Source organism: Thalassotalea litorea (assembly GCF_043642205.1).
In the GTDB taxonomy this organism is placed as follows: domain Bacteria; phylum Pseudomonadota; class Gammaproteobacteria; order Enterobacterales; family Alteromonadaceae; genus Thalassotalea_A; species Thalassotalea_A litorea.
Map to the genome: position 1 here is coordinate 33,352 of NZ_JBHZSG010000014.1, position 22,238 is coordinate 55,589.

Consider the following 22,238-nt stretch of genomic DNA (forward strand, 5'->3'; position numbering starts at 1 on the left):
TTTTTGTTTTTTAAATCAATCAGCGGGATACCTAACACAGGTTTGTTGTTAGATCGTTTGCTAATTATTGCCCACTTTAGACCTTGAAATCGTAGATTGTCAACAATTTTGTTAACAATCTTCAATCAACACATCGTGATTTTGTTAACAATTTAGTTAAGGCAGTGTTGGTTATTATTCAATCGATACGTACAAAAAACCGCTAGAAGAGAACCGATTCAACCACAGAAAAAAATAAATATATTCAATATTTACAATATGTTAAAAGTGATTTGTATTTTCAAACATGGTCGAATTATGGAAGGTCCAAAAAACGGGTAACGGGCAACAACAGTAGGCTCGTCAACATCACAGCAGGGGTTATAAAAAATAAAATTATTGTTAACAATTTTCTTTTTACAATTCCTTGGGTATACTCGCCCCATTCAAGTAGAGGAATAATGATGCTAACAACGAAAAAACTCATCTTGGCCAGTATATTCTCTTGCGCCACATTATGGGGATGCAGCACGCCAGAGTCTGCTTCTGATACTAACGCTAACTACGGCAAAAATGAAGCAAAGAACGAACCCGTTAATCTCGCAAGCTTATTTGACCTAACTGATGCTCAGCAACGAAGTAAAAATATTAAAACCTTCAAAGCGGATACAATTTATGATGCCAGCAGCGACACGTTAACCGTTAATTTTGCCGCTCAACAGAATGCTTATAGCTCAGTAACGTTTGTTTCCGAGCCAGGCTGGAACTGGCAGGCCTATCAGGATTTTAATATTGCGTTTGATATTGGTAACCCAGGACAACATTCGGTACAGGTTTATCTGGACATTACCGATGGTAATAACGACACCTATACGCGCAGTGTCAGCATCCCGGTAGGAGCGGCATCTACCTATTATGCCAAGTTAGCCGGTCACGATTTGGCAACGCCAGATGGTGATGAAAAGGTAGAGCTGAATTTCACCTCAGGTCTTCGCTCAAACCCGCCAACCTGGGAAAGTGACGAAACTCAGTTTGTTTCCTTATGGGGTAAAAAGAACCTCGATGTGTCTGACATTCGCAAAATTTCATTCAGTGTACAAAGTGCGCTTTACGATAAAGTCATTACCATCAGCAATATTCGACTGCGTCAAAACCCGGACATGGATCCTGAGTTTTTGACCGGTATTGTCGATAAATATGGGCAAAATGCGAAACTGGAATTCACCGGTAAGATTCATAATCAGCAAGAATTAATCGCGGCTCGTGATAAAGAGTTCTCAGGTCTGAAAGAAAGCTATGGTGAGCAACGGTCAAAATTCGGGGGATGGAAAAGTGGTCCTCGCCAGCAAGCTACTGGATATTTCCGTACCGAAAAAATTAATGGTAAATGGATGATGGTAGACCCTGAAGGTTATCCATACTTTGCCACTGGCCTGGATATTATCCGTCTTTCTAATACATCAACGATGACTGGATATGACTTTGATCAGGGCTTAATCAATCAGCGCAAAGCCGGCGATTTCACCCCGGAAGATTCTCAAAAATTAAATCGCGTCAGCGATCAGGCCATTGCCACCCGTTATGTCGCATCAGAATTGAGAAAAGACTTATTTAACTGGTTACCGTCTTATGATGAACCATTAGGCAAACATTTTGGTTATCGTCGTAGTGCGCATTCCGGGCCTTTACAGCACGGTGAAACCTACAGTTTCTATTCAGCAAATTTAGAGCGTAAATATGCCGATATCGATAACGACTACCTGGCGGTGTGGCGCGAAGTAACCATACGTCGGATGTTGACTTGGGGGTTCACGTCGTTTGGTAACTGGACTGACCCTATGTATTACGATAACAACAAGGTTCCTTATTTTGCTAATGGCTGGATTATTGGTGATTTTAAAACGGTTTCCAGCGGCAATGACTTCTGGGCACCGTTACCTGATGTGTTCGATCCTAAATTTGAAGAGCGTGCTATGGCAACGCTTAAGCAGGTTGCCAATGAAGTGCAAAACAACCCTTGGTGTGTCGGAGTATTTATCGATAATGAAAAGAGTTTCGGTCGCCCTGACAGCCTGGCTTCACATTACGGTATCGTGCTTCATACCATGAACCGTAACGGTGATGAGGTTCCAACCAAAGCGGCATTTATGAAAGTTTTAAAAGATAAATACGCAGATATTGATGCTCTAAATAAAGCCTGGGATACGGATATCGCCAGCTGGGACTCTTTAAACCAGGGCTTTGAAGGTGATGTTAACCAACCGGGTCAGGTAGAAGATTTCGGCCTGTTGTTATCAACATACGCTGATAAATACTTCGCGACGGTGAAAAAAGCCATGGACCAACATATGCCTAATCATATGTATATGGGCGCACGCTTTCCTGACTGGGGAATGCCAAAAGAAGTGGTAAAATCCTCTGCTAAATTTGTCGATGTTATCAGCTTTAACTCATATAAAGAAGGACTCGTAGAAAGCAAATGGAAGTTCATGGAAGAAATTGACATGCCAGCGATTATTGGGGAATGGCATATCGGTGCCTCAGATTCTGGTCTGTATCACCCGGGCTTGATCCATGCAGCCGATCAGCAGGATCGTGCCAAAATGTATAAAGATTATATGAACTCCGTCATTGATAACCCTTATTTTGTGGGGGCTCATTGGTTCCAGTATATGGACTCGCCAATCACCGGCCGAGCCTACGATGGAGAAAATTATAACGTCGGTTTTATCAGCGTCACCGATCAACCGTATCAGCCGATCGTCGATGCCGCTACTAAAGTGAATAGTTATATTTATGAGCGTCGTTTTAATCGTGCAACGCAATAGTAGCAATGACTCAGCGCCTTAATAACGCGGCCTTGTGATAGCATTATTGAAGTGTTAACAAAAAACATCGATTAAGAGAAAAACCTGAGCGACTTGACTATTTTTCAATGTCGCTCATCTTGTAAAACACTAAAAACAAACATAAATTAGTTTTTCGTAGATATGTTTTGTAGACAATAAATAATTTTACAATTGTCAAGAGTAGTTGGTGTCTTTACAATAAGGTATAGGATTGATTAAGGACAAGTACATGGCAACATCACGGACAACGAAAATTTTATCCGTTAAAGACCAAATCGCAGAGCAGTTGCGTACGGATATTATCTCAGGTGCGTTTCCACCAAATACCAAGCTAAATGAAACCGAGCTGGCCAATCGCTTTGGTTTATCACGCGGTCCTATCCGTGACGTGATTTTACAGCTGACCAAAGAAGGTTTGCTGATCTCAAAGAATAATTGTGGTGCCTCGGTGAATAGCGTGCTTGATCCGAGCATGCAAAAGTTGATGATAAAGCTTCGTCGTGAAATCGAAGTATTTGCCATTGAACAAATCAATGACACTTTAGGCGAGCAGGAAATAACCGAGTTGGAAGCCATTCTGGCGGATTTGCAAAAAGCTCTGGATGCCGAAGACTATGCGGAAGTTACCAAAATTGATATTTCATTCCATCGCTATTTAATTAATAAAGCCGGTGGTGATGAGTTGGTCAATATCTGGTATCCGTACGTGATGCGTATGCGCTTGAATTACAAGCGTATCAGCAGCAGTTCGCAATGTGTTGATGAACATAGCCGAATTCTCGATGCGCTTAAAGCCGGCGATGTTAAATTGGCGAGCAAAGCCGTGAAAGCGAATATCAAGTAGCAGGTTTGTATGCACGAAAAACACCCTAGCGGGTGTTTTTTTATCGCTCATACATATTGTCAACAATTTACATTGTTCAATTTGAGCGCAATTAAAACTAAATCAACAAAAACAATAGGATTGAAATGACAACGTATTGGTTTCGCACTGCCCTGGTTTTGCTCGCAGTCTTGTATAGTCTGATATCTGCTCAGGTAAAAGCCGATTCAAAATCGCCGATGTTTATCGATATTAGCGAATCCATCGGTCTTAGCGAGCCAAACAGCTGGAAATATGGCGGGCCAAGTGTCGCTGACGTGGATCAGGATGGCAGACTGGATTTCGTGTTGCCAAATCACGATCAACACCCTGCCTATCTATATTTCTCTCAAAAAGACAACACCCTGTTAAAACACCAAACACCAATTGGTCAGTGGGATGCCCATGGTATTGCCGCCGGTGACTACGATGGTGATGGCGATCTGGACTTCCTCGTTGCCCTAGGCGGAGGCAATGGCAGTCAACCTCAACCACCAAGATTGTTAAAAAACCAACAAGGTAAATTTGTGGATATTACCGATCAGGCCGGCATTGCTGATATGGGTGCGCGTGGCCGCTCAGTGCGTTGGCTTGATTTAGATGCTGATGGTGATCTCGATTTTCTGCAAATCAATGCAATGCAGATCCAAGGTGAAAAAGGCCCCAGGAATATTTTGTTTGAAAACTTAGGTAATGATACGTTCAAGTATCGACCAAGCCCGGTGTTTGAACAGATGGATGCTGAACGGGTATTCATTACCGATCTAAATGACGACGGTCGCCCGGATTTACTGGGTTTTGCGCCTTATACCCCCTTGGTCATCCTGCAGGCCACTGCTGATTTTTCGTTCTCAGACGTTACCCATGACCTATTACCAACTAAGTTATTAGAGTTAGCTCATGTTAATGCGATTGCGGAAGCGGATGTCAATAATGACGGTTTGATGGATTACTATTTAGCTCGTGGCAAAGCGCTGTATCAAATCGCCAACAATAGTATTGAATATGACCAAAGCCAAAGACGTCTGGATTTGCGTGACGAGGGGAATAAAAGTCAGGATGGCGTCACATTTACCGGTGATCGGCAAGTTTACCTGACCGACTTTTATCACTTTCCAAGAGACCGCAACGTCACAGCCCTCCCCTTGTACCTGGGTAAAGAGCAAGTATCCATTTCCGAAGTTAGCGATATGACCGCCATTAACGCTAAGCAAGCACAGGGCTTTCCAGATAAGTTGGATAAAACCGGCTGGTATTTAGGGTATCTTGGACAAAACCACGAAGGTAAACACCAATGGCGTTTAGCCTGGCATCTTGCATCCAATGTTGCTTGGGATATTCGAGCTTCCATCATTGGCGTCGATACCTTTAAAGCCGACTTTGTTCCGCAAACGCCTGGTATCGCTGACGTACTATTGATGGGTGATGCCCGTGCAAACGCAAAAAATAAAAAATCTCAGGTTAGATTCGCTGATGCATCTCACCGACTACCACCACTTAGCAAAGACAATAATCAAGGGGTAATTACTGGCGACTTTGATAACGACGGTCGTAGTGATTTCTTCGTTTATCGATTCGGTACCTTAACGCAGCGTCAGGCGGATGTTTTGATGCTAAATCAAGGTGAGCGCTTTAATCAAAACACCCAACACGGCGCCACCCATCTGCCAGCCAAAGCCCATGGTGATATGGGGGCTGCTTTCGACTTTAACCTTGATGGTAAAATCGACATTTTAAGCGGTGATGATGACAACGGCCGTTGGCATTTGTTTGCCAATCAATTGCAAAACCAACACAACTTTATCCGCGTTGAAATTGGCTACTCGGTCGATAACATCGACGCTATCGATCCCATTGGCGCTAAAGTCACTTTGGTCAGCGCTTCTTCAACCCAGACTCGGTTTGTCAACAGTCAGTCGGCTAGCCACTCTCAATCTCTTATTAATACGCTGCACTTTGGTTTGGGCGAGGATGAGAGCGTAGAGAAGATTGTTGTGCAGTGGCGCGACGGCTCGATACAGGAACTTGAACGACAAGAGCTTCAAGAAAGACAAGAAACACAAGAATTAAACGATATACCAATAAATCAGCAAGTATTCCTGGGACAGCGGCTTGTCGCGCCAGGTAAGGGTAAATAAAATGTATAAAAAAAGCCTAATCGCGATTTCAACAAGCCTCGCACTTACCTTAACCGGTTGTGGCGGTTCCGGTGGCGGTGATTCAGAAAAACCTCTAAAGGTGGAAGACACAATACCCGCCCAGTTTAGTTTTGCCAGTGTCACGGATGCTGCCAGCAATACCTGGATTGAATCGCAAAGCATTACCGTAACCGGCATTAGTGCTGCTACCGACATCAGTATTAGCGGTGGAGAATACTCAGTAAATGATGGCGATTTTACCTCTTCTGCCGGGCAGGTGAACAGTGGTGATAATGTAAAGGTGCGAATTAAGTCATCGACAATGGATGCTACCAGTACGCAATTATCGCTGACGATCGGCGGCGTGAATGCAACCTTTATCGTAACCACAGGCACCTCTTTTGCCGGTGTAATCGTTGATATCAACTTTGATACGGTGCACAGCGTTGGCGGTGTCAGCGAGTTTTCCCGGGAAAAATTTATTACCATCCACGCCGATATTACCGAAAACGGCTGGCGCGGAGGTAATGTTCATAGCGCTAATGCAGAAAACGAAGATCCGAACCTGCTAGATTCATTTGCTAACGGTTACGATGTTTACTTTGGCCGAAACACCGGCGGCATGACGTGGCAGCTAAGCCAGATAGCAGAAGATGCTTCACGTCCTGGATTTGCCTCCGAAGCGGATGCGACGTCCCGGGGTAATGGCCAAAAATGGGGATTTAATAACTACACAGGTAATCACTGGGATACCATACGCTCGCTTCAACACCGCGCCTTAGGCATGGTGGTAGGTGCCCAGCAACACCCTTATTGGCCAGACGGTACCCTTACCGCTCAAGGCTGGGCACTATCGCAAACCGATACCGAGGCAGAACCATTTGGTACCGCAACCGGCCACTATATGGGTCAGTATGTCAGCAAATATTTCGATCCAAATCCTGATGATAATGTCGCTAATGGTCAGATAAAGCCGGCATATGTAGAAGTAATGAATGAGCCATTGTACGATCTGGTAACCGATCGCGAAGGTCAGTCTGATCAGGTAGAGCCTGCAAAGATCTTTGAATTTCACAATGCCGTAGCTAATGAAATCCGCAAAACCAACCCTGATGTTCAGGTAGGTGGATACACGGTAGCTTTCCCTAATTTTGATTGGGATAACTTCGAGCGATGGGAAGAAAGAGATAAAGCCTTTATTGATATCGCCGGAGAAAATATGGATTTCTACGCAATCCATTTATATGACTTCCCTGCCTTTCAAAATAAAGAGCAATATCGCAAGGGCAGTAACGCCGAAGCGACAATGGATATGCTTGAGCACTATTCGTTACTTAAATTTGGCGAAACGAGACCGCTAGTTATTTCTGAATATGGCGCCGCAATTCACTCGATGTTTAAGCAAGGCTGGAACCCTGAGCGCAACACATTGCAGATGCGAGCGATTAACTCGATGCTGATGCAGTTTATGGAGCGCCCGGACATGATCCTTAAAACCATTCCATTTATTGTGGTTAAAGCGGAATGGGGTCGTACCGAAGTACCCTATGGCCCAAGGTTAATGGTGCAAAAATTTGAGCGTGATGGCGATGCTGCCGGTGACAAATGGGTCTATTCAGATCTGATACAGTTTTATCAGTTATGGTCTGAAGTAAATGGTACCCGCATTGAAACTAAAGCCAGTGATTTGGACATTCAGGTGGATGCCTATATCGATGATAAAACCGCACATATCATTCTCAATAGTCTCGAATTTACTGACACGGATATTAACCTCAATGCCTTCGGATTAGACAGTGCCAACATTACAGAGGTTGAAGTTAAGCATCTAACCACCGTTGATAATGCCACTCAGGCATCGGCAATTGTTGAGTCGGCGTATAACGAATTGCCAGAGGTGATAACCTTAGGTGCTGAAAGTACCATGATTGTTAAAGTGACGTTTGATAGCGCACCAGCGTTGGATAAGACTGTTGCAGAAACCAAGTATTATGGTGAAAGCTACAAGCAGGCAATCGTTGCTAATGATCTTATTACCAACACGCTAAATGGTGTTGTTTTAGATGACCATGGCGAAGCGATATTACGATTAGGTATTGGTCGCGATCATGGTAAATCGCTATTGCCAGAAGTATCCATCAATGGCACGAGCTTGAATGTTCCGGAAGATTTTCGCGGTTATGATCAGCAAATGGGTAAAAGCTCAGCCGCCCGCGATGGCTTTTACGGCGTAATCGAAATTCCAGTGCCTTATTCAGCCCTGGCTGAAAACAACGATATCAGTATCCGCTTTAGCGATACTGGCGGATTTGTCGCCAGTACCGCATTGCAGGTATTTAACGCTGAACAACCCCTTGGCCGGACGATTCAATAGAAACGATTGCCCGCCCATTTAAGGCTCCAACAAACGCTAGCCAGAGCCACTCTGGCTAGCTCCCTCACTTTTTCTTTAACACCTACAGTTTCACCCATTACATCAACTCCCCCTGTTTAGATCGCATTTACCTCACCCATTTAATTGCGCGACTTAGCTAACGTTTTTAACCGTGATTTTATTAAGACAAACACGATATTTTTCTCATATTTAACTAGACACCCACGGCAACGAATGCGCGTTCTTACATGGACACCCACCGTAATATGCAAAGTTTATGGCCCTAAAACCGGAGCGTGATTTTATTGAGACACCCACGGTATTTTTTCTTATTTAACCAGACACCCACGGCAACGAATGCGAGTTCTTACATGGACACCCACCGTAATGTGTAACACGCTTAAACAAGACACCCACTGTAACTATTAATATGGTTTACATGGACGGTTTATATGGACACACACCTTAAAAATTAAAATTTAATATCCAACATCCGAAGAATTTTGCCTTTAATCCTTCGACTTGCGCTCTAAAAACATTCTCAAATAATTGGCGTTTTTGGAGGCTGTTACGGTGGGTGTCTTAATAAAACTTAATTGCAATCCGCCGTGACTATCGCCTGGAGTCATCTAAATCAATGGCTGTAGCAAGTCAGAGGTTTTGAATAGCATTTCAGTTTTTCAGCAGCCATTGTTATCAAGCGATAAGAAAAAATGCTGATTGCTAATTTTCCTCCTCCTTCGGTTATGACCTAGTGCCGAAGTCGGAAAATAAGCCCAGTGTTCTCGTTACAGTGGGTGTCTTGATAATTTTGAGTCGTAATTACAGTGGGTGTCTTATTAATTAGTGTGACTAATCGCTCTTACTAATCCGAGTTGGTGTCGCTGATGTGGGTGAGCAAATTTTTGCGAAATTGTAGGGGTGTTTCCTGATACGTTTTTTTGAACTGGGCAATAAAATGTGACGGGTTGGCAAAGCCTAAATCGTAGCTTATCTGGGTAATTGAACGCTCACTTTGGCTTAATTGTCTGGCGGCAATTGCTAGCTTGTGGCGCACCACGTACTCAGAATAGTTACAGCGAAATACGCGTTTAAAAAGACGTGAAAAATACGACGGTGATAAAAAGCATTTTTCAGCGGCTTGCTCTAAGGTCAGTTCAATGTTCTCATCATTTTTAAATAGTCCCATCAAGGGTGCCAAACGGGCAAAACCGTCGCGAACCGGTAACGCCGTCTGCTCTTGCTGCTGCAAAGGCTGATAAAATTCCGCGACGGTAAGAATTAACAACCTGATCAGTGCCTGACTGTGAGCACTGTGAGGGTCCTGCTCATTGCTTTGCTGCAACCATTCTACCAGGGTTAATAAGCGCTGATGAGCGGCCACCCCGTGATTTGCCTGCGTTTCTTTAGGGCGAAAGTTTTGTGCATTATTAAATAATGTCGTTAATGTTTTGAGTTCATCATGATTGAATAATGAGGGCAAAAACTGAACGATATACCAGCTTTTTTCACCCGTCGACAATTCGAAATCGTGGCTTTCCATCGCTGGGGTGAACACCACACTGTTATCTGCAATTGCCGACTGGCCACGCATGTTCAGATAGACCCCATCAACCTGCTCAAAAATAATGAATTCGTGCACTTCATGAAAGTGCATCAGGCAGGAATAATGATCATCTTGCAAGTAACGTACATGATGAACTTCAAAGGTAAGCCCCTGCTCGATGCAATAAGGTTCGCAATAAACCTGACGGGTTGCTGACTTCGTTTTTCCGGAATGTGCCATGTTCTCGACAGTTCTCCAACAGAGCAAGATTTTAATAATAATTATCTTCTGACGAGTTTATCACAGCTTTTTCAGTGAATAACAGGGCATAATTTTATTATTTTATAGCTTCATGCTGTCAAAAACTTTACTGACTTCATGATTTAATGAACCCTAAACAACAACTAGGTATTATTTCATGCAAGCACGCGCAATTATTTCCGATGGCAAGGGCAATATGGCTCTGAAAACCATCACCGTGGGTGAACCTGGCAATGATGAAGTTCAGGTAAAAATTATGGCCGCAGGTCTTTGCCATACGGACTGGGATTCGATCCAGAACTGGAACAAGGAATTTATCGTAGGTCACGAAGGCGCGGGTATCGTTACTGCTGTAGGTTGTGATGTTAGCTCCGTCGCCGTTGGTGATCATGTCATATTGAACTGGGCGATCCCCTGTGGTGAATGCTTTCAATGTGGTGAAGGCAACCTGCATATCTGTGAAGTTAACTCCCCCGTTTGTGGTTGTGATCTGAGCGGTCATGCACACCCACAAGCCTGCACTCAAGATGATATGCCTCTTGAGCGTTCATTTCATCTGGGAACCTTAAGTGAATACACGGTGGTAAAACATACCGCTGTAGTAAAAATGCCGAAACACATTCCGTTTGCCAGCGCATCTATTGTTGGCTGTGGCGTAATGACAGGCTGGGGGTCGGTCATTAACGCCGCCAATTTAAAAGCGGGCAGCAGTGCCTGTATTATTGGCTGTGGTGGCGTCGGCTTAAACGCGATCCAGGGCGCCAAGCAAGCTGGCGCTTACCCGATTATTGCCATCGATATCAATGAAGCACGACTGGCACAGGCCAAATCCTTTGGTGCCACTCATGGTATTATCGCTGCTCGTGATGATATTGATTTTGTTGAAGTCGCTGCCAAGGTTAAGGAAATGCTGGGTGGCCGAGGTGCCGATTATGCGTTCGAGTGTACTGCTATTCCGGCACTTGGCTCTGCACCTTTGGCGCTTATTCGCAGTGCCGGTACCGCGGTACAGGTAAGTGGTATTGAACAGAAAATCGATTTTGACTGTGAGCTGTTTGAATGGGATAAAATTTATATCAATCCACTTTATGGCCAGTGCAATCCGCAACGAGATTTCCCAGTGCTGATTCGTCTATATGAATCCGGACAATTGAAACTGGATGAACTGGTCACCAATACCTACACCCTGGAAACCGTCACCGAGGGCCTTAACGACATGCTCGATGGCAAAAACGCTAAAGGAGTGGTCCTGATTGGTGAACAGAGTTAATGGCAACAGGGTTAATTGAAAAAAGATTAAGGATTAACAATGGCAATTTTAAGACTGGAACAATCTGATAATCAGTACACACCAGAGAAGCTAACGTTGTTAACGGTTCATAGTAGCCATACATCACGTCGTCATTCGGTGAGCATTTACAACGCCCAGAGTACAAGTAAAGACTTACCTGTGGTTATTTTAATGCATGGGGTTTATGGCGACCACTGGTGTTGGATGCATTTAGGTGGCGCTCATGTCGTCTATGAACGGTTGCGCCAGCAAGGTCTTAACGAGTTTGTTCTGGTGATGCCTTCCGATGGTGGTATTGGCGATGGCAGCGGCTATTTGCCGCTGGCTAACGGCGAAGATTATGACGCCTGGGTAACCGATGATCTACGCGCGGCTGTCACGCAAACCATTGACGGCGTGTCAGCAAAGAGTCGTTGGTATATCAGCGGGTTATCCATGGGTGGTTTTGGCGCCTTGCGTCTGAGCGCTAAATATCCGGATAAGTATCAGGGAATTTCCGCTCATTCCAGTGTTACATCCATTGCCGATTTAAAACTGTTTACCGACGTTGATGAGCAACTATTTACCGCCAAGGTGGTGGCAGAAAGTGAGTTATTGCCCTGGTTTACCACGGCCAAAAACTTACCGCCTCTAAGGCTCGATTGCGGTGAAGGTGATGAACTATATACCTCGAACTTAGCGCTGGCTAAAGCCTTAAAAGATGCTGGTATTGAGCATAGTTTTGAAACGTTTTCTGGCGGTCACGAATGGACTTACTGGCACCAACATTTAGAAGATACGCTTAACTTTTTCAATCAGATAGAGTTAAGGCAATAGCCTTAACTCACTGCTGTCTACCTTCTTCTTTCTACTCACCACTTACTACTTTCCACTCACTACTTTCCACTCACTACTTTCCACTTACTACTTACTATCCTCTGTTACCGCTATCTGATATGGCACTTTGTTCGCGGCTTGCTGTTTACCTTGCTCATAAAGACGTTGATAGAACTCTTGCTGCTGTTGCTTATAGGGGAGCGCCTGTAGCAAAGGCGTAGTCTGATTATCCAGGTTCCAGGCATTCCAAAGCTCTGCCAACCGATTTTGCAGCTCTGGCCGCTTACCAACCAGATTGTTTTTCTCAAAAGGGTCACTTTGCATATCGAACAAGCTCAAGCCAGCACCGGGCAAGCCCTGATTTAAAAATTTGGCATCAGGGGTTCGCACCGCCCAGATATTATCCGCTTCTTCAAGGCGCCAGAATAACGCCTGATGCGGCGAACCGGTCTTTTCTCCAAGCAGATACGGCATCAGGTTTACCCCATCTAATTGTTTGACATCTGCATTTGCCAGAGCAACCGAGGTAGCGGCAATATCTAAGGAAGATACTAACCCGTTAAATTGAGTACCGGGTTTAATTTTCGCTGGCCAATGGGCAATAAAAGGTACATGAATGCCACCTTCCAACAGGCTGACTTTACCCCGTCTGAACGGTCGATTGTCGGCCCAGTTTTCCCAGGCATTCCAATACTCGGGATATACGCCGCCATTATCTGATAAAAAGAAAATTAGGGTATTATCCAGTTGCCCATTGCGCTTTAACGCTTCAACCACTATCCCTATTCCAGAATCCATAGAATCAATCATCGCGGCATAGATACGGCGATTTTTATCTTCGATATGCTGATACTTATCAATTAATGCTTTTGGCGCATGTAATGGCGCATGGGGTGCGTTATAGGCAAGATATAACATGAAAGGCTGGTGCGTATTATCGATAAAATCCGCAGCATCTTTACTAAGTGCCGACGTCAGATATTCATTAAATTCCGCCGACTTACCATTGCGCTGCAAAGGCACATGGTAAGCATTGTCACTGACGGCAACTGAGTCAGGAAAATAATCATGCCCACCGGGTAAAAATCCATAAAAATAATCAAAACCACGGTTGTTTGGGTGAAAATTTGGGTGCGAGCCTAAGTGCCATTTGCCGATAACTGCCGTTTTATACCCGGCATTTTGCAAGCGTTTGGCAAAGGTTTGCTGCTCAACCGGTAACCCCATATAAGGGTCCTGTGGTGAATGCGCAGCGTTATTTTCCATGCCAAACCGGGCCTGATGACGCCCGGTTAACAGCCCTGCTCGTGACGGACCACAATAAGGATGGGTGACATAGCCGTTGGTAAATATCACACCATTGTTAGCAAGACTATCAAGATTAGGGGTGAAAATTTCTTTGGAACCGGTAAAACCGACATCCGAATACCCCAAATCATCGGCAAAAATCACAACGATATTAGGCGCTTTGCTCTCTGCCGATTTGACGCTGAGATTCACACCAAGCAGCAAAAACAATAGTCCGATTGCTTTCGTGATCACCTTATACCAATCACATTAAGTTTGTGCACAACTCAGAGTTAGGGCAGAGGTTCAGTTACAACATAGGTTTCATTGATATAGTCATTCTATATTAATGAAATATAGGGTCGTAAATGGGCCTCTGGTAAACTCCCTACGGGTGAGTTTTAAAGGCGTTTATCCTGCGTTACTGATGTTGACAATGGAATAACCATTCTCTGCAATCAAAGCCTTGTCTAAAAGCCTTTAAATTCTCACTGAGTGAGCAATAATTTAAAGTGATTGGTATTAGTCATTGCGATTGTACTATTCAAGCAAGATCTCCTTTATTTGGTATAGATCTAGACATCGGAAAATGACAAGCGGTAGGGCCAGCCATCAAATTGCTTGCCAGTTTTAGGATCAACACTCCACTCCCAACATTCAAACTCAAATGCCTGTTGCTGATGATCAACCCGTACTAACCCGTAGCCTTCGCTTTTAACGGCAGGATCGGCAAGGAAATTCGACCAGCTATCACCAACCTGAGACTTAAAGCTTTGATAGGTGACTTTAGGGTTCGCCACGGCCAATAAGCGCATTTTATTACCAAAGGTATCGGTGAAATCGCCAGTATTCGGATCGTTATTACGTTTATTTTCTAATCGCCCTTCCCCTTCAAACCAGCGTTGCCAGAAAGCTGCGCCAGCAGGGCCTGCGAAAAACAAAGGACCGTCGGTAAAATCGTCAATCCCTTGTCTGGCTAACATCGCAAGGTGTTGATCACCGGCCAGCACCACTGCGCCCGCATCTTTAATCAGTTGCACGGCTCGGGTTCGACCATCGTAAGGATAACCATTGGAATCATAATCGAGTAACGGTTTAACATTGCCTTGGGTTTGCGCTGAGCCCCACATCGATGCGGTTAAGCACACCTTAGGTAAACCAGGGTGCATATTCTTCCATGCCCGCAGAAACATCTCCTGACGCAGTCCTAATAGTTCTCCTTGTGCATGACGCGGATCTACTTTGGTATTGCGGCGAGATTTAAACTTTCTGTCCTCAACCAATGCAAAACTTGTCCCGCCATAAATAAAGGCGCCGTAAGTCACTTCTATGCCATGATCAATGGGTGTTGGATCATAAGGTCTTGGGTTGTGGGAATGCTGAATTCGATATGCCATACGAACCAAAGATTTGGTCTGGGTATAACCACCATCTTCTTCCATGCGTTTATCGGTTTCTAACACCACAGGATCACGACCACCAACACCCCAAAGGTTGCCCTGCAGTACATCGTGGTCATCGGCCAGCATGATCACCGGGCGATTGCGCACCGAGTCACGATAAGTCCAGTACCAAAGATACCAGCGATAAAGGAGATCCAACTTTGAATCTGGTTTATTGCGCCAGACCCGGGTTGGCACGCCTTCATAAAACTGATCGCCACAAAACACATACAAATCTGGCTGATGGCTGTCACAGTTTTGCACCAACTGCTGATGCGGAAATAAAATATTGTCTTTGCTGTAACGACCAATATTTTTCTCTTGTTTTATGCGCGGCACATACGGGCCTGCGTCCAGGCTTTTAGCGGTTGCCGTTAAGCAGGAATGCAAGGCGATTTTCAACGGCTGCGCATTACCTGGGTCTTTAACAATTTGGCCAGAATACAGCTCACGCTCTGTGGCAACATCGACAATGCGATAGTCATGAGTTAGCTGATACGGCCAGTTTTCAATATCAAAAGCGGCGACAAAACCTTCCTCTAAGGGTGCGGTTTGATGTACCTTCCAGCCAGCACCCGTATGGCCACTCTCACGACTTTCCAGTCTAAGTTGTTGATACTCATTGCTTGCCACTGGCATTAATTGCGCGCTCAGCCGCAATGAATCCTGATTTAAGCTATATAAACATCCCACAGCAGGGCCAAGTGTCTGGGACAGGTTTTCTTCGACCTTATCCCCTGCTAGCGCCAGCTCGTTAAACCACCAACGCGCACCACTTGCACCGACTGGCGGTGATGACAACAATAAAATATTACCGGCCAACCGTTGAGCATCAATACCGTCCAGTGCGACCTGGTTTAAGGCTTTTCCTGTACCCGCATCGGATAACGTCAGAACTAGCGTGTTGTTGGAACTTTGACCAGATGCGGGCGCATTTATCTGTAAATCCAGGTAAAAGGCTTTTCGGGAAAACTTACCGGTTTTGGTCAGCGGTTTTGCCTTTAACGAGCGATAGTTTAATGGCTGAGCGTCATTGGAAAAATCACGAAAACTCAACGCCCCCTTGTCATCGACAACTGCCATTAAGCCACCGTTGGTGCCACCGGTGCGCTGCACCAATGAGGCGCCGCGATAATCGAGTTCGGTGCCGCCCGCACCAATAATAAAGCCGGCAAAACCATTGCGATTTTGGGTAAGCAATCCAAGTTTCACCCGTAAATGTGCGTTAGCAGGTTTATCATTAAGCTGGTGGGTGAGCAGAGAAACGGTGCGAACTTCAAAGCTCTTATCGCCTTGCAAGCACTCTACCCGGCCCTGATTAAGCTGCCAGTCTTGTAATCGATTGCCCCATAAAGATTCTCCTAACCAGTGACGAGTAACCTCAGGGTTAAAATCTGCAACGGGTTTCAGGTCGCCAGTAGTTAACAGAGATTTTGCAGCCATTGTGCGCAGAGAAAGTGGCAATAATGCCGAAGCACCTAAAATGGCACCACCCTTGAGAAATTGTCGTCTTTGCATAATTCGTTTCTTTTGTTGTTATTGTTGATCGGCTGGATACAAAAAAACCGAACAAAATTTTCATTTCGTTCGGCTTTCAAAGCGATTGCTTAGTAAGACTCGTTTAAGTAGACGGTCTTCTTTTCCATATATTGTTCGAGGCCATATTTACCATCTTCGCCACCGGCACCGGAAAGTTTCCAGCCATTATGGAACCCCTGATGTTGCTCACCAATACCACGGTTCACATACACTTCACCAACCTCTAATTCGGCAATAGCCTGATGAATATAGCGTTGATTTTGCGTATATAAATAGGCCGACAACCCGTATTCAGAATCATTACAGTAACCAATGACTTCTGTAATAGTGCTGAACTTAACAATAGGAACAATAGGACCAAAGGTCTCTTCATGAACCAAGGTATTACTTTGCTCTACATCGATTAACACGGTTGGTTCATACCAATTGCCGCCTTCAAAACCTTTAACACTGGCAATTTTACCGCCAGTGGCCAGTTTAGCGCCTTCTGCAATACCTTTTTCCACTAACGAATGAATGTGGCGAATTTCATTGGCATTAACCTTCGGCCCCATTTCCGTGGCGGGATCCATCGGGTCACCAACTTTAATCGCCTGTACCTTAGGAACATATCGTTTCACAAATTCATCGTACACTGAGTCATGAACGTAAATACGTTCTGCACAGGTACAGACCTGTCCGCAATTGGCGTAACGCGTGGTAACCGCATCGGCTACGGCTTTATCCAAATCCGCGTCTTCCATCACCACAAACGGTGCTTTGCCACCCAATTCAAGCATTAAAGGGGTTAAATGCTTACTACTTGCCTGATGAATGATTTGTCCTGCTCGAGTGCTTCCCGTCATCGTAATAAGCTTGGTGATTTCACTCTCACACAAATGCTGGCCAACAACAGAACCCGTTCCATTAACAATATTTAAGACACCCGCTGGGATACCGGCAGCATTTGCCAGCTCTCCTAATGCCAATGTCGATAACGGTGTTTCCTGTGTTGGCTTAATGACAATCGAGTTACCGGTGATCAGTGCTGGACCAATTTTGCGACCCGCCAACGCCAGAGGGAAATTCCAGGCGGTAATGGCAACGATCACACCACGTGGCACCTTATGAATATAGATTTTTTCATCGGCAATATCTGACGGTAAAATATCGCCTTCAATGGTCAGGGCATTATCACAAGCATATTCAATAAAGGTTGCGGTAACTTCTGCTTCCATCCGCGCCACATCGATAAGCTTACCTTGCTCTTTTACCAATAACGTTGCCAGTTCTTCGTTTTTGTCACGGATCAGGCTGGCGAACTTTCGTAAAATTGTTTGTCGCTCACGTGCGGTTTTTTTAGCCCAAAGCTTTTGCGCCTGCTCGGCGCTTTCTAAGGCTACTTGTGCATCTTCCCGGGTTCCTGCGGGAATGGTACCGACTAACTCACCGGTGCTTGGGCTAAGCACATCGAGCGTATCGCTGGCACTTGACGCAACATACTTGCCGTCAATAAAGTTTTGGTTATTAAAGATCATCATCTAACGTCCCATCCAACCGCCGTCCACCAGGACAACGCTACCATTCATATAATTTGAGGCATTTGACGCTAAAAATACCGTTGGCCCTTTAAAGTCCTCGGGCTCACCCCAACGGGCTTGTGGAATACGATCTAAAATCGACTTTGCACGCTCAGGGTCATTGCGCAGAGCTTCGGTATTATCGGTGGCGATATACCCAGGCGCAATGGCATTAACGTTAACACCTTTACTGGCCCATTCGTTGGCAAGGGCTTTGGTTAACTGGCCAATGGCCCCCTTGCTTGCTGCATAACCTGGTACGGTGATACCGCCTTGGAACGTCAATAATGATGCGGTAAATATAATTTTGCCGCTGCCACGTTCCACCATGGTTTTGCCGATTTCACGACTGATCACAAATTGCGAATTTAGATTTATTTCAATGATATTGTCCCAATATTCATCGCTATGCTCGGCAGCAGGATCGCGCAAAATTGAGCCAGCGTTGTTTACCAGAATATCAATATTTGGATGATCGCTAAGTACCTGCTGTAAAAAACCAGTCACACTTGCTCTTGATGAAAAATCACACTGATAGGCATAAAATTTACGACCGGCTTTTTCTACCGCGAGCTGTGGTGCACTGCCTTGCATAGCAAGCGTTGCAGACACGCCAATAACATCAGCGCCAGCTTCGGCAAGACCTTCAGCCATTGCCAGGCCGATACCTCGGCTACAGCCGGTAACTAAGGCAAGTTTTCCGGTAAGATCAAATTGCTTTAACATGAGTATATTCAGTCCTTATTTTTGTTCTGGCTGGCAAGAAACTAACGCTTTCATTCCGGTAGGATTGTTATCCATATTGGCAAACGCCTTACCAATCTCATCAAGATGATTAATCGAACTAATAAACGGTTTTAAATCGGCTTTGCCCGAGGCGATAAGATCAATGGCCATATCAAAATCCTCACGCTCGTAAACCCTTGCTCCCACTAACTCTAGCTCTTTCCAGAAAAACTGGAACAAATCTACCTGCGGGGCATTAGCATGAATCGCTACCATGCAAATTCGACCACGCACAGCAGCAATTTTTGTCATCACATCGATGGCAGGTTGCACACCCGAGACTTCAAACACCACATCGGCACCTTTACCCTTGGTCCAGCTATCCACATAAGCGGGCAAGTCTTGCTGCAATGGGTTCACGGTCGCGATATCGTATTGCGAAGAAAACTCACGACGGGCGTCATTGACTTCAGAAATGATGACATCTGCGCCAATCGATTTTGCGACCAATGCGACTAACTGGCCGATAGGACCACCGCCAATAACAACCGCTTTCTCACCCGGCTGTAAGTTGGCACGGCGGATATCGTGGCACGCTACCGCTAGCGGCTCCACTAATGCACCCGTTTGCAAAGACACACTATCTGGAAGTTTATGTAAGGTGCGGGCTTTAACGGTCCAGGAGTTTTGGAAAGCACCCGGGGTGTCGATTCCCATAAATTTTAAATTCTGACAGACGTGAGAGTGACCGGCATCACATGCTGGACACTCACCACAATAATCCAGCGGGCGAACCACAACATTATCACCTACGGCAAAACCTTCAACGCCAGCGCCTAATTCAGCGACGACGCCCGAGATTTCATGTCCGATGGTGGCTGGTGGGTTAACACGCTGGTCCATAACACCATGGTAAATATGCATGTCGGTACCACATATACCGACGTAACCGACGTTTAAGCGAACTTCTCCGGCGCTTGGCGCAATTGAAGCACCTTCGACAATTTGAAACGATTTATTGCCAATATACTGGGCAGCAATCATGGTAAACCCCTAACTTTGTTTAATTAAATGCGGTGATAAAAGTACCGGATCGAAATCGACACCGGTACCAGGTGTATCTGGAGCACATGCTTTTCCCTGTTCAAGTCTAAGGGGAGATTTAGTGTATTGATCAATCGGAAAAGAATGTACTTCCAGATAACCGGCGTGTGGTTGTGAAGCCATTAGTGAGACATGTAACTCGTGCATCCCATGACTGCATACGGGTATATCTGCCCGTTTTGCCATTTCAGCAACGTTAAGCCAGCCGGTGATGCCACCGATATTGGAGGCGTCGGGTTGCAGATAACCAAGCTTGGCCTGCTCAATGGCATAGATAAACTCATGAAGAATATGTAGATTTTCACCCATTGCTAATGGAATATTAATCGCGTCGGCGATTTTACCGTAACCTTGATAATCATCCGGAATGGTTGGCTCTTCAAACCAGGTAATTGCCTGGTCTTCAATGGCAAGGCCAAAACGAATCGCTTCATCGATACTCATCGAGTAATTGGCGTCCACCATAAAGGTGCGATCCTGACCTATCAGTTCACGAACGGCACGGACCCGGGCAACATCTTCTCGGTAATCGTCTTTACCAACTTTGATTTTCACCGCTTCGAATCCGCGATCCAGATAGCCTTGAATGTTATTGAGTAGTTTTTGTTCGCTAAAATTCAAATCAATTCCGCCCGCGTAGCAATTAGTACGATTACTCGCACCTCCTGCAACTTGCCATAATGGCTGATTCAAGCGCTTACATTTGATATCCCAAAGAGCAATATCGACGGCAGAGATGGCGAAACTTAAAATCCCGCCACGACCAACGTAATGGAAGTCCCACTGCAGTTTATGCCAGATGGCATCGATATCTGCACTGTTAAGACCAATAAGATGCGGACGGATCTCATCGTTTAGCAGAGTGTAAATCGCACGGCCACCCTTACCTCCTGTGTAGGTGTACCCAACCCCTTCGACGCCATCGCTGCTCATCATACGACAGACAATGATTTCAAAATGGGTGTGATCGCCGTGCTTGGCGTCAGACAGGACTTCAGCCAATGGCACCTGGTAATATTCAATATTGACAGAGGAAATTTGACTTGGCGCAGTAATCATTCTTATTTATTTGTTAGCGAGTTTATTGTTAACAATCTACACGCGACAACTAGTTTTGTAAAGATGAATTGTTAACAATCCTACAATCTAAATAAGAAAGTTTGAAATAGAGAGTGGAATCGGTGCATTGAGCACAAAATTTTGTAAATAAATGATTAATTCGACGGTAAAAAATAGATTTGAAGGCGAGGAATAAAGAACAATCCATCAATGCCGCAATAGATTGTTCTTTATAAAGTTATAGACAATTGCTAGCTGCGCTTAGCGAAATGCACCCTGCTCTGCCGTACACACATAAATATCAGCTTCAAGGCCTGAGCGCTGTTGATATTCATTGGTAATTGCAGCCTCAATAGGTTCAACCAACTCGGTTGGTGCCAACGCGACGACGCAGCCGCCAAAGCCACCACCGGTCATACGGGTACCACCTTTATTGCCAAGTACATTAGCAATAATCTCAACTAACGCGTCCATTTCTGGCGTGGTCACTTCAAAATCGTCTTTTAATGACATATGTGATGCCATCATCAGCTTACTCATGGTAGCAATGTCATTGGTTTTTAGCGCTGCCAGCGCCGCTAACGTACGGTCATTTTCACTAATCACATGACGAGCACGGCGATATTCAACCTCAGATAGATTGGCCTGCTCAGACTGTAATTGCTCCATGGTCAAATCACGTAGTGCCTGCACATTAAAATGTTTTGCAACCGCTTCGCACTGTTCTCGGCGCAAGTTGTATTCACTATCCACTAAACCACGCTTGACGTTAGAATTAACAATCACAAATGAAAACCCTGCAGGAATTGGGGCATCTTCAAACGTTAAGGCGCGACAATCAAGCAACATCGCATTGGATTTTTGTCCCATCGCCGAAATCAACTGATCCATGATGCCACAGTTACAACCGACAAACTGATTCTCCGCTTTTTGGCCTAAAAGCGCCGCTTCAATCCCATCTAAAGGCAATGAATAGAGCTTGGCAAATGTGCTTAAAATTGCGATTTCAAAACTTGCCGAAGAGCTTAACCCAGCGCCCTGTGGGACGTTACCGGTAACCGCTAATGTTGCGCCACCTAATTGAGGAAATTTTTGTTGCAACATTTTGATGGTACCGCGAACATAATTACTCCACATATACTGATCATCAAACGGAATATCATCAAGCGAGAATTCCGTTGATTGTTGCTCACAGTCATGGGCATAAACGACAACTTTATTATCTTCGCGCTTTGATGCGGCTATGGCCGTTCCATAATTAATCGCGGCCGGTAACACGAAGCCGTCATTGTAGTCGGTATGATCACCAATCACATTTACCCGACCTGGTGCATAACAAACCAATTCGCTAGGTACCGAGAATTGTTGTTGAAAATACCGATTTGCTTGTTCTGTTAGTTTCACAA

Annotated in this window: 14 protein-coding genes; 6 read left to right on the plus strand and 8 right to left on the minus strand. The window is 45.1% G+C overall.

Going from position 1 to position 22,238, the window contains the following annotated elements; all coding sequences use genetic code 11:
- Positions 1-443: 443 nt before the first annotated feature.
- The 4 genes from ACHUFQ_RS08805 (at position 444) to ACHUFQ_RS08820 (ending at position 8,202) form a co-directional block, all read left to right on the plus strand.
- Positions 444-2,807: a beta-galactosidase gene (locus ACHUFQ_RS08805; protein ID WP_394174815.1), complete on the plus strand. Its 2,364-nt coding sequence runs from the start codon at positions 444-446 to the stop codon at positions 2,805-2,807.
- Positions 2,808-3,057: 250 nt separating this feature from the next.
- Positions 3,058-3,672: a GntR family transcriptional regulator gene (locus ACHUFQ_RS08810; RefSeq protein WP_394174817.1), complete on the plus strand. Its 615-nt coding sequence runs from the start codon at positions 3,058-3,060 to the stop codon at positions 3,670-3,672.
- Between the two features lie 125 nt (positions 3,673-3,797).
- Complete coding sequence (locus ACHUFQ_RS08815) at positions 3,798-5,828, plus strand: CRTAC1 family protein (protein ID WP_394174819.1); 2,031 nt, start codon at positions 3,798-3,800, stop codon at positions 5,826-5,828.
- A 1-nt stretch (position 5,829) separates the two neighbouring features.
- Positions 5,830-8,202: a hypothetical protein gene (locus ACHUFQ_RS08820; protein ID WP_394174821.1), complete on the plus strand. Its 2,373-nt coding sequence runs from the start codon at positions 5,830-5,832 to the stop codon at positions 8,200-8,202.
- 865 nt (positions 8,203-9,067) lie between these two features.
- On the opposite strand, the gene ACHUFQ_RS08825 is transcribed toward ACHUFQ_RS08820, so the two are convergent.
- A complete protein-coding gene (locus ACHUFQ_RS08825; RefSeq protein WP_394174823.1) occupies positions 9,068-9,988 on the minus strand; it encodes a helix-turn-helix transcriptional regulator in 921 nt (306 codons plus the stop codon).
- Between the two features lie 178 nt (positions 9,989-10,166).
- Here ACHUFQ_RS08825 and ACHUFQ_RS08830 point away from each other — a divergent pair, with 178 nt between their 5' ends.
- Both ACHUFQ_RS08830 and ACHUFQ_RS08835 read left to right on the plus strand, forming a co-directional pair.
- On the plus strand, positions 10,167-11,279 hold the full coding sequence (locus ACHUFQ_RS08830) for a Zn-dependent alcohol dehydrogenase (RefSeq protein WP_394174825.1): 1,113 nt from the start codon (positions 10,167-10,169) through the stop codon (positions 11,277-11,279).
- Between the two features lie 39 nt (positions 11,280-11,318).
- Positions 11,319-12,116, plus strand: coding sequence for an alpha/beta hydrolase (locus ACHUFQ_RS08835; protein WP_394174827.1), 798 nt, complete (start codon positions 11,319-11,321; stop codon positions 12,114-12,116).
- Positions 12,117-12,203: 87 nt separating this feature from the next.
- Here the strand turns inward: ACHUFQ_RS08835 and ACHUFQ_RS08840 are convergent, their stop codons facing one another.
- From ACHUFQ_RS08840 to galK, 7 genes are all read right to left on the minus strand, one after another.
- Entirely contained in the window at positions 12,204-13,658 is a 1,455-nt protein-coding gene (locus tag ACHUFQ_RS08840) for a sulfatase family protein (RefSeq protein ID WP_394174829.1), read from the minus strand.
- A 320-nt stretch (positions 13,659-13,978) separates the two neighbouring features.
- Positions 13,979-16,363 (minus strand): alkaline phosphatase D family protein, encoded by a 2,385-nt coding sequence (locus ACHUFQ_RS08845; RefSeq protein ID WP_394174831.1) that lies wholly within the window; start codon positions 16,361-16,363, stop codon positions 13,979-13,981.
- 89 nt (positions 16,364-16,452) lie between these two features.
- Positions 16,453-17,904 (minus strand): aldehyde dehydrogenase, encoded by a 1,452-nt coding sequence (gene aldA, locus ACHUFQ_RS08850; protein WP_394174833.1) that lies wholly within the window; start codon positions 17,902-17,904, stop codon positions 16,453-16,455.
- Positions 17,905-18,669 carry an SDR family oxidoreductase gene (locus ACHUFQ_RS08855; protein WP_394174834.1) on the minus strand — a complete coding sequence of 255 codons (765 nt, stop codon included), beginning with the start codon at positions 18,667-18,669 and terminating at the stop codon, positions 17,905-17,907.
- Positions 18,670-18,684: 15 nt separating this feature from the next.
- A complete protein-coding gene (locus ACHUFQ_RS08860; protein ID WP_394174836.1) occupies positions 18,685-19,713 on the minus strand; it encodes a zinc-dependent alcohol dehydrogenase in 1,029 nt (342 codons plus the stop codon).
- A gap of 9 nt (positions 19,714-19,722) precedes the next feature.
- Complete coding sequence (locus ACHUFQ_RS08865) at positions 19,723-20,832, minus strand: mandelate racemase/muconate lactonizing enzyme family protein (RefSeq protein ID WP_394174838.1); 1,110 nt, start codon at positions 20,830-20,832, stop codon at positions 19,723-19,725.
- Between the two features lie 261 nt (positions 20,833-21,093).
- Positions 21,094-22,236 carry a galactokinase gene (gene galK / locus ACHUFQ_RS08870; protein ID WP_394174840.1) on the minus strand — a complete coding sequence of 381 codons (1,143 nt, stop codon included), beginning with the start codon at positions 22,234-22,236 and terminating at the stop codon, positions 21,094-21,096.
- Between the last annotated feature and the right edge of the window lie 2 nt (positions 22,237-22,238).

Coding starts and splice junctions, on each gene's coding strand:
- ACHUFQ_RS08860 (WP_394174836.1), bottom strand. CDS start 19,713: ATGATTGCTGCCCAGTATATTGGCAATAAATCGTTTCAAATTGTCGAA.
- aldA (WP_394174833.1), bottom strand. CDS start 17,904: ATGATGATCTTTAATAACCAAAACTTTATTGACGGCAAGTATGTTGCG.
- ACHUFQ_RS08835 (WP_394174827.1), top strand. CDS start 11,319: ATGGCAATTTTAAGACTGGAACAATCTGATAATCAGTACACACCAGAG.
- ACHUFQ_RS08855 (WP_394174834.1), bottom strand. CDS start 18,669: ATGTTAAAGCAATTTGATCTTACCGGAAAACTTGCCTTAGTTACCGGC.
- ACHUFQ_RS08810 (WP_394174817.1), top strand. CDS start 3,058: ATGGCAACATCACGGACAACGAAAATTTTATCCGTTAAAGACCAAATC.
- ACHUFQ_RS08815 (WP_394174819.1), top strand. CDS start 3,798: ATGACAACGTATTGGTTTCGCACTGCCCTGGTTTTGCTCGCAGTCTTG.
- ACHUFQ_RS08820 (WP_394174821.1), top strand. CDS start 5,830: ATGTATAAAAAAAGCCTAATCGCGATTTCAACAAGCCTCGCACTTACC.
- ACHUFQ_RS08830 (WP_394174825.1), top strand. CDS start 10,167: ATGCAAGCACGCGCAATTATTTCCGATGGCAAGGGCAATATGGCTCTG.
- ACHUFQ_RS08845 (WP_394174831.1), bottom strand. CDS start 16,363: ATGCAAAGACGACAATTTCTCAAGGGTGGTGCCATTTTAGGTGCTTCG.
- ACHUFQ_RS08825 (WP_394174823.1), bottom strand. CDS start 9,988: ATGGCACATTCCGGAAAAACGAAGTCAGCAACCCGTCAGGTTTATTGC.
- ACHUFQ_RS08865 (WP_394174838.1), bottom strand. CDS start 20,832: ATGATTACTGCGCCAAGTCAAATTTCCTCTGTCAATATTGAATATTAC.
- ACHUFQ_RS08805 (WP_394174815.1), top strand. CDS start 444: ATGCTAACAACGAAAAAACTCATCTTGGCCAGTATATTCTCTTGCGCC.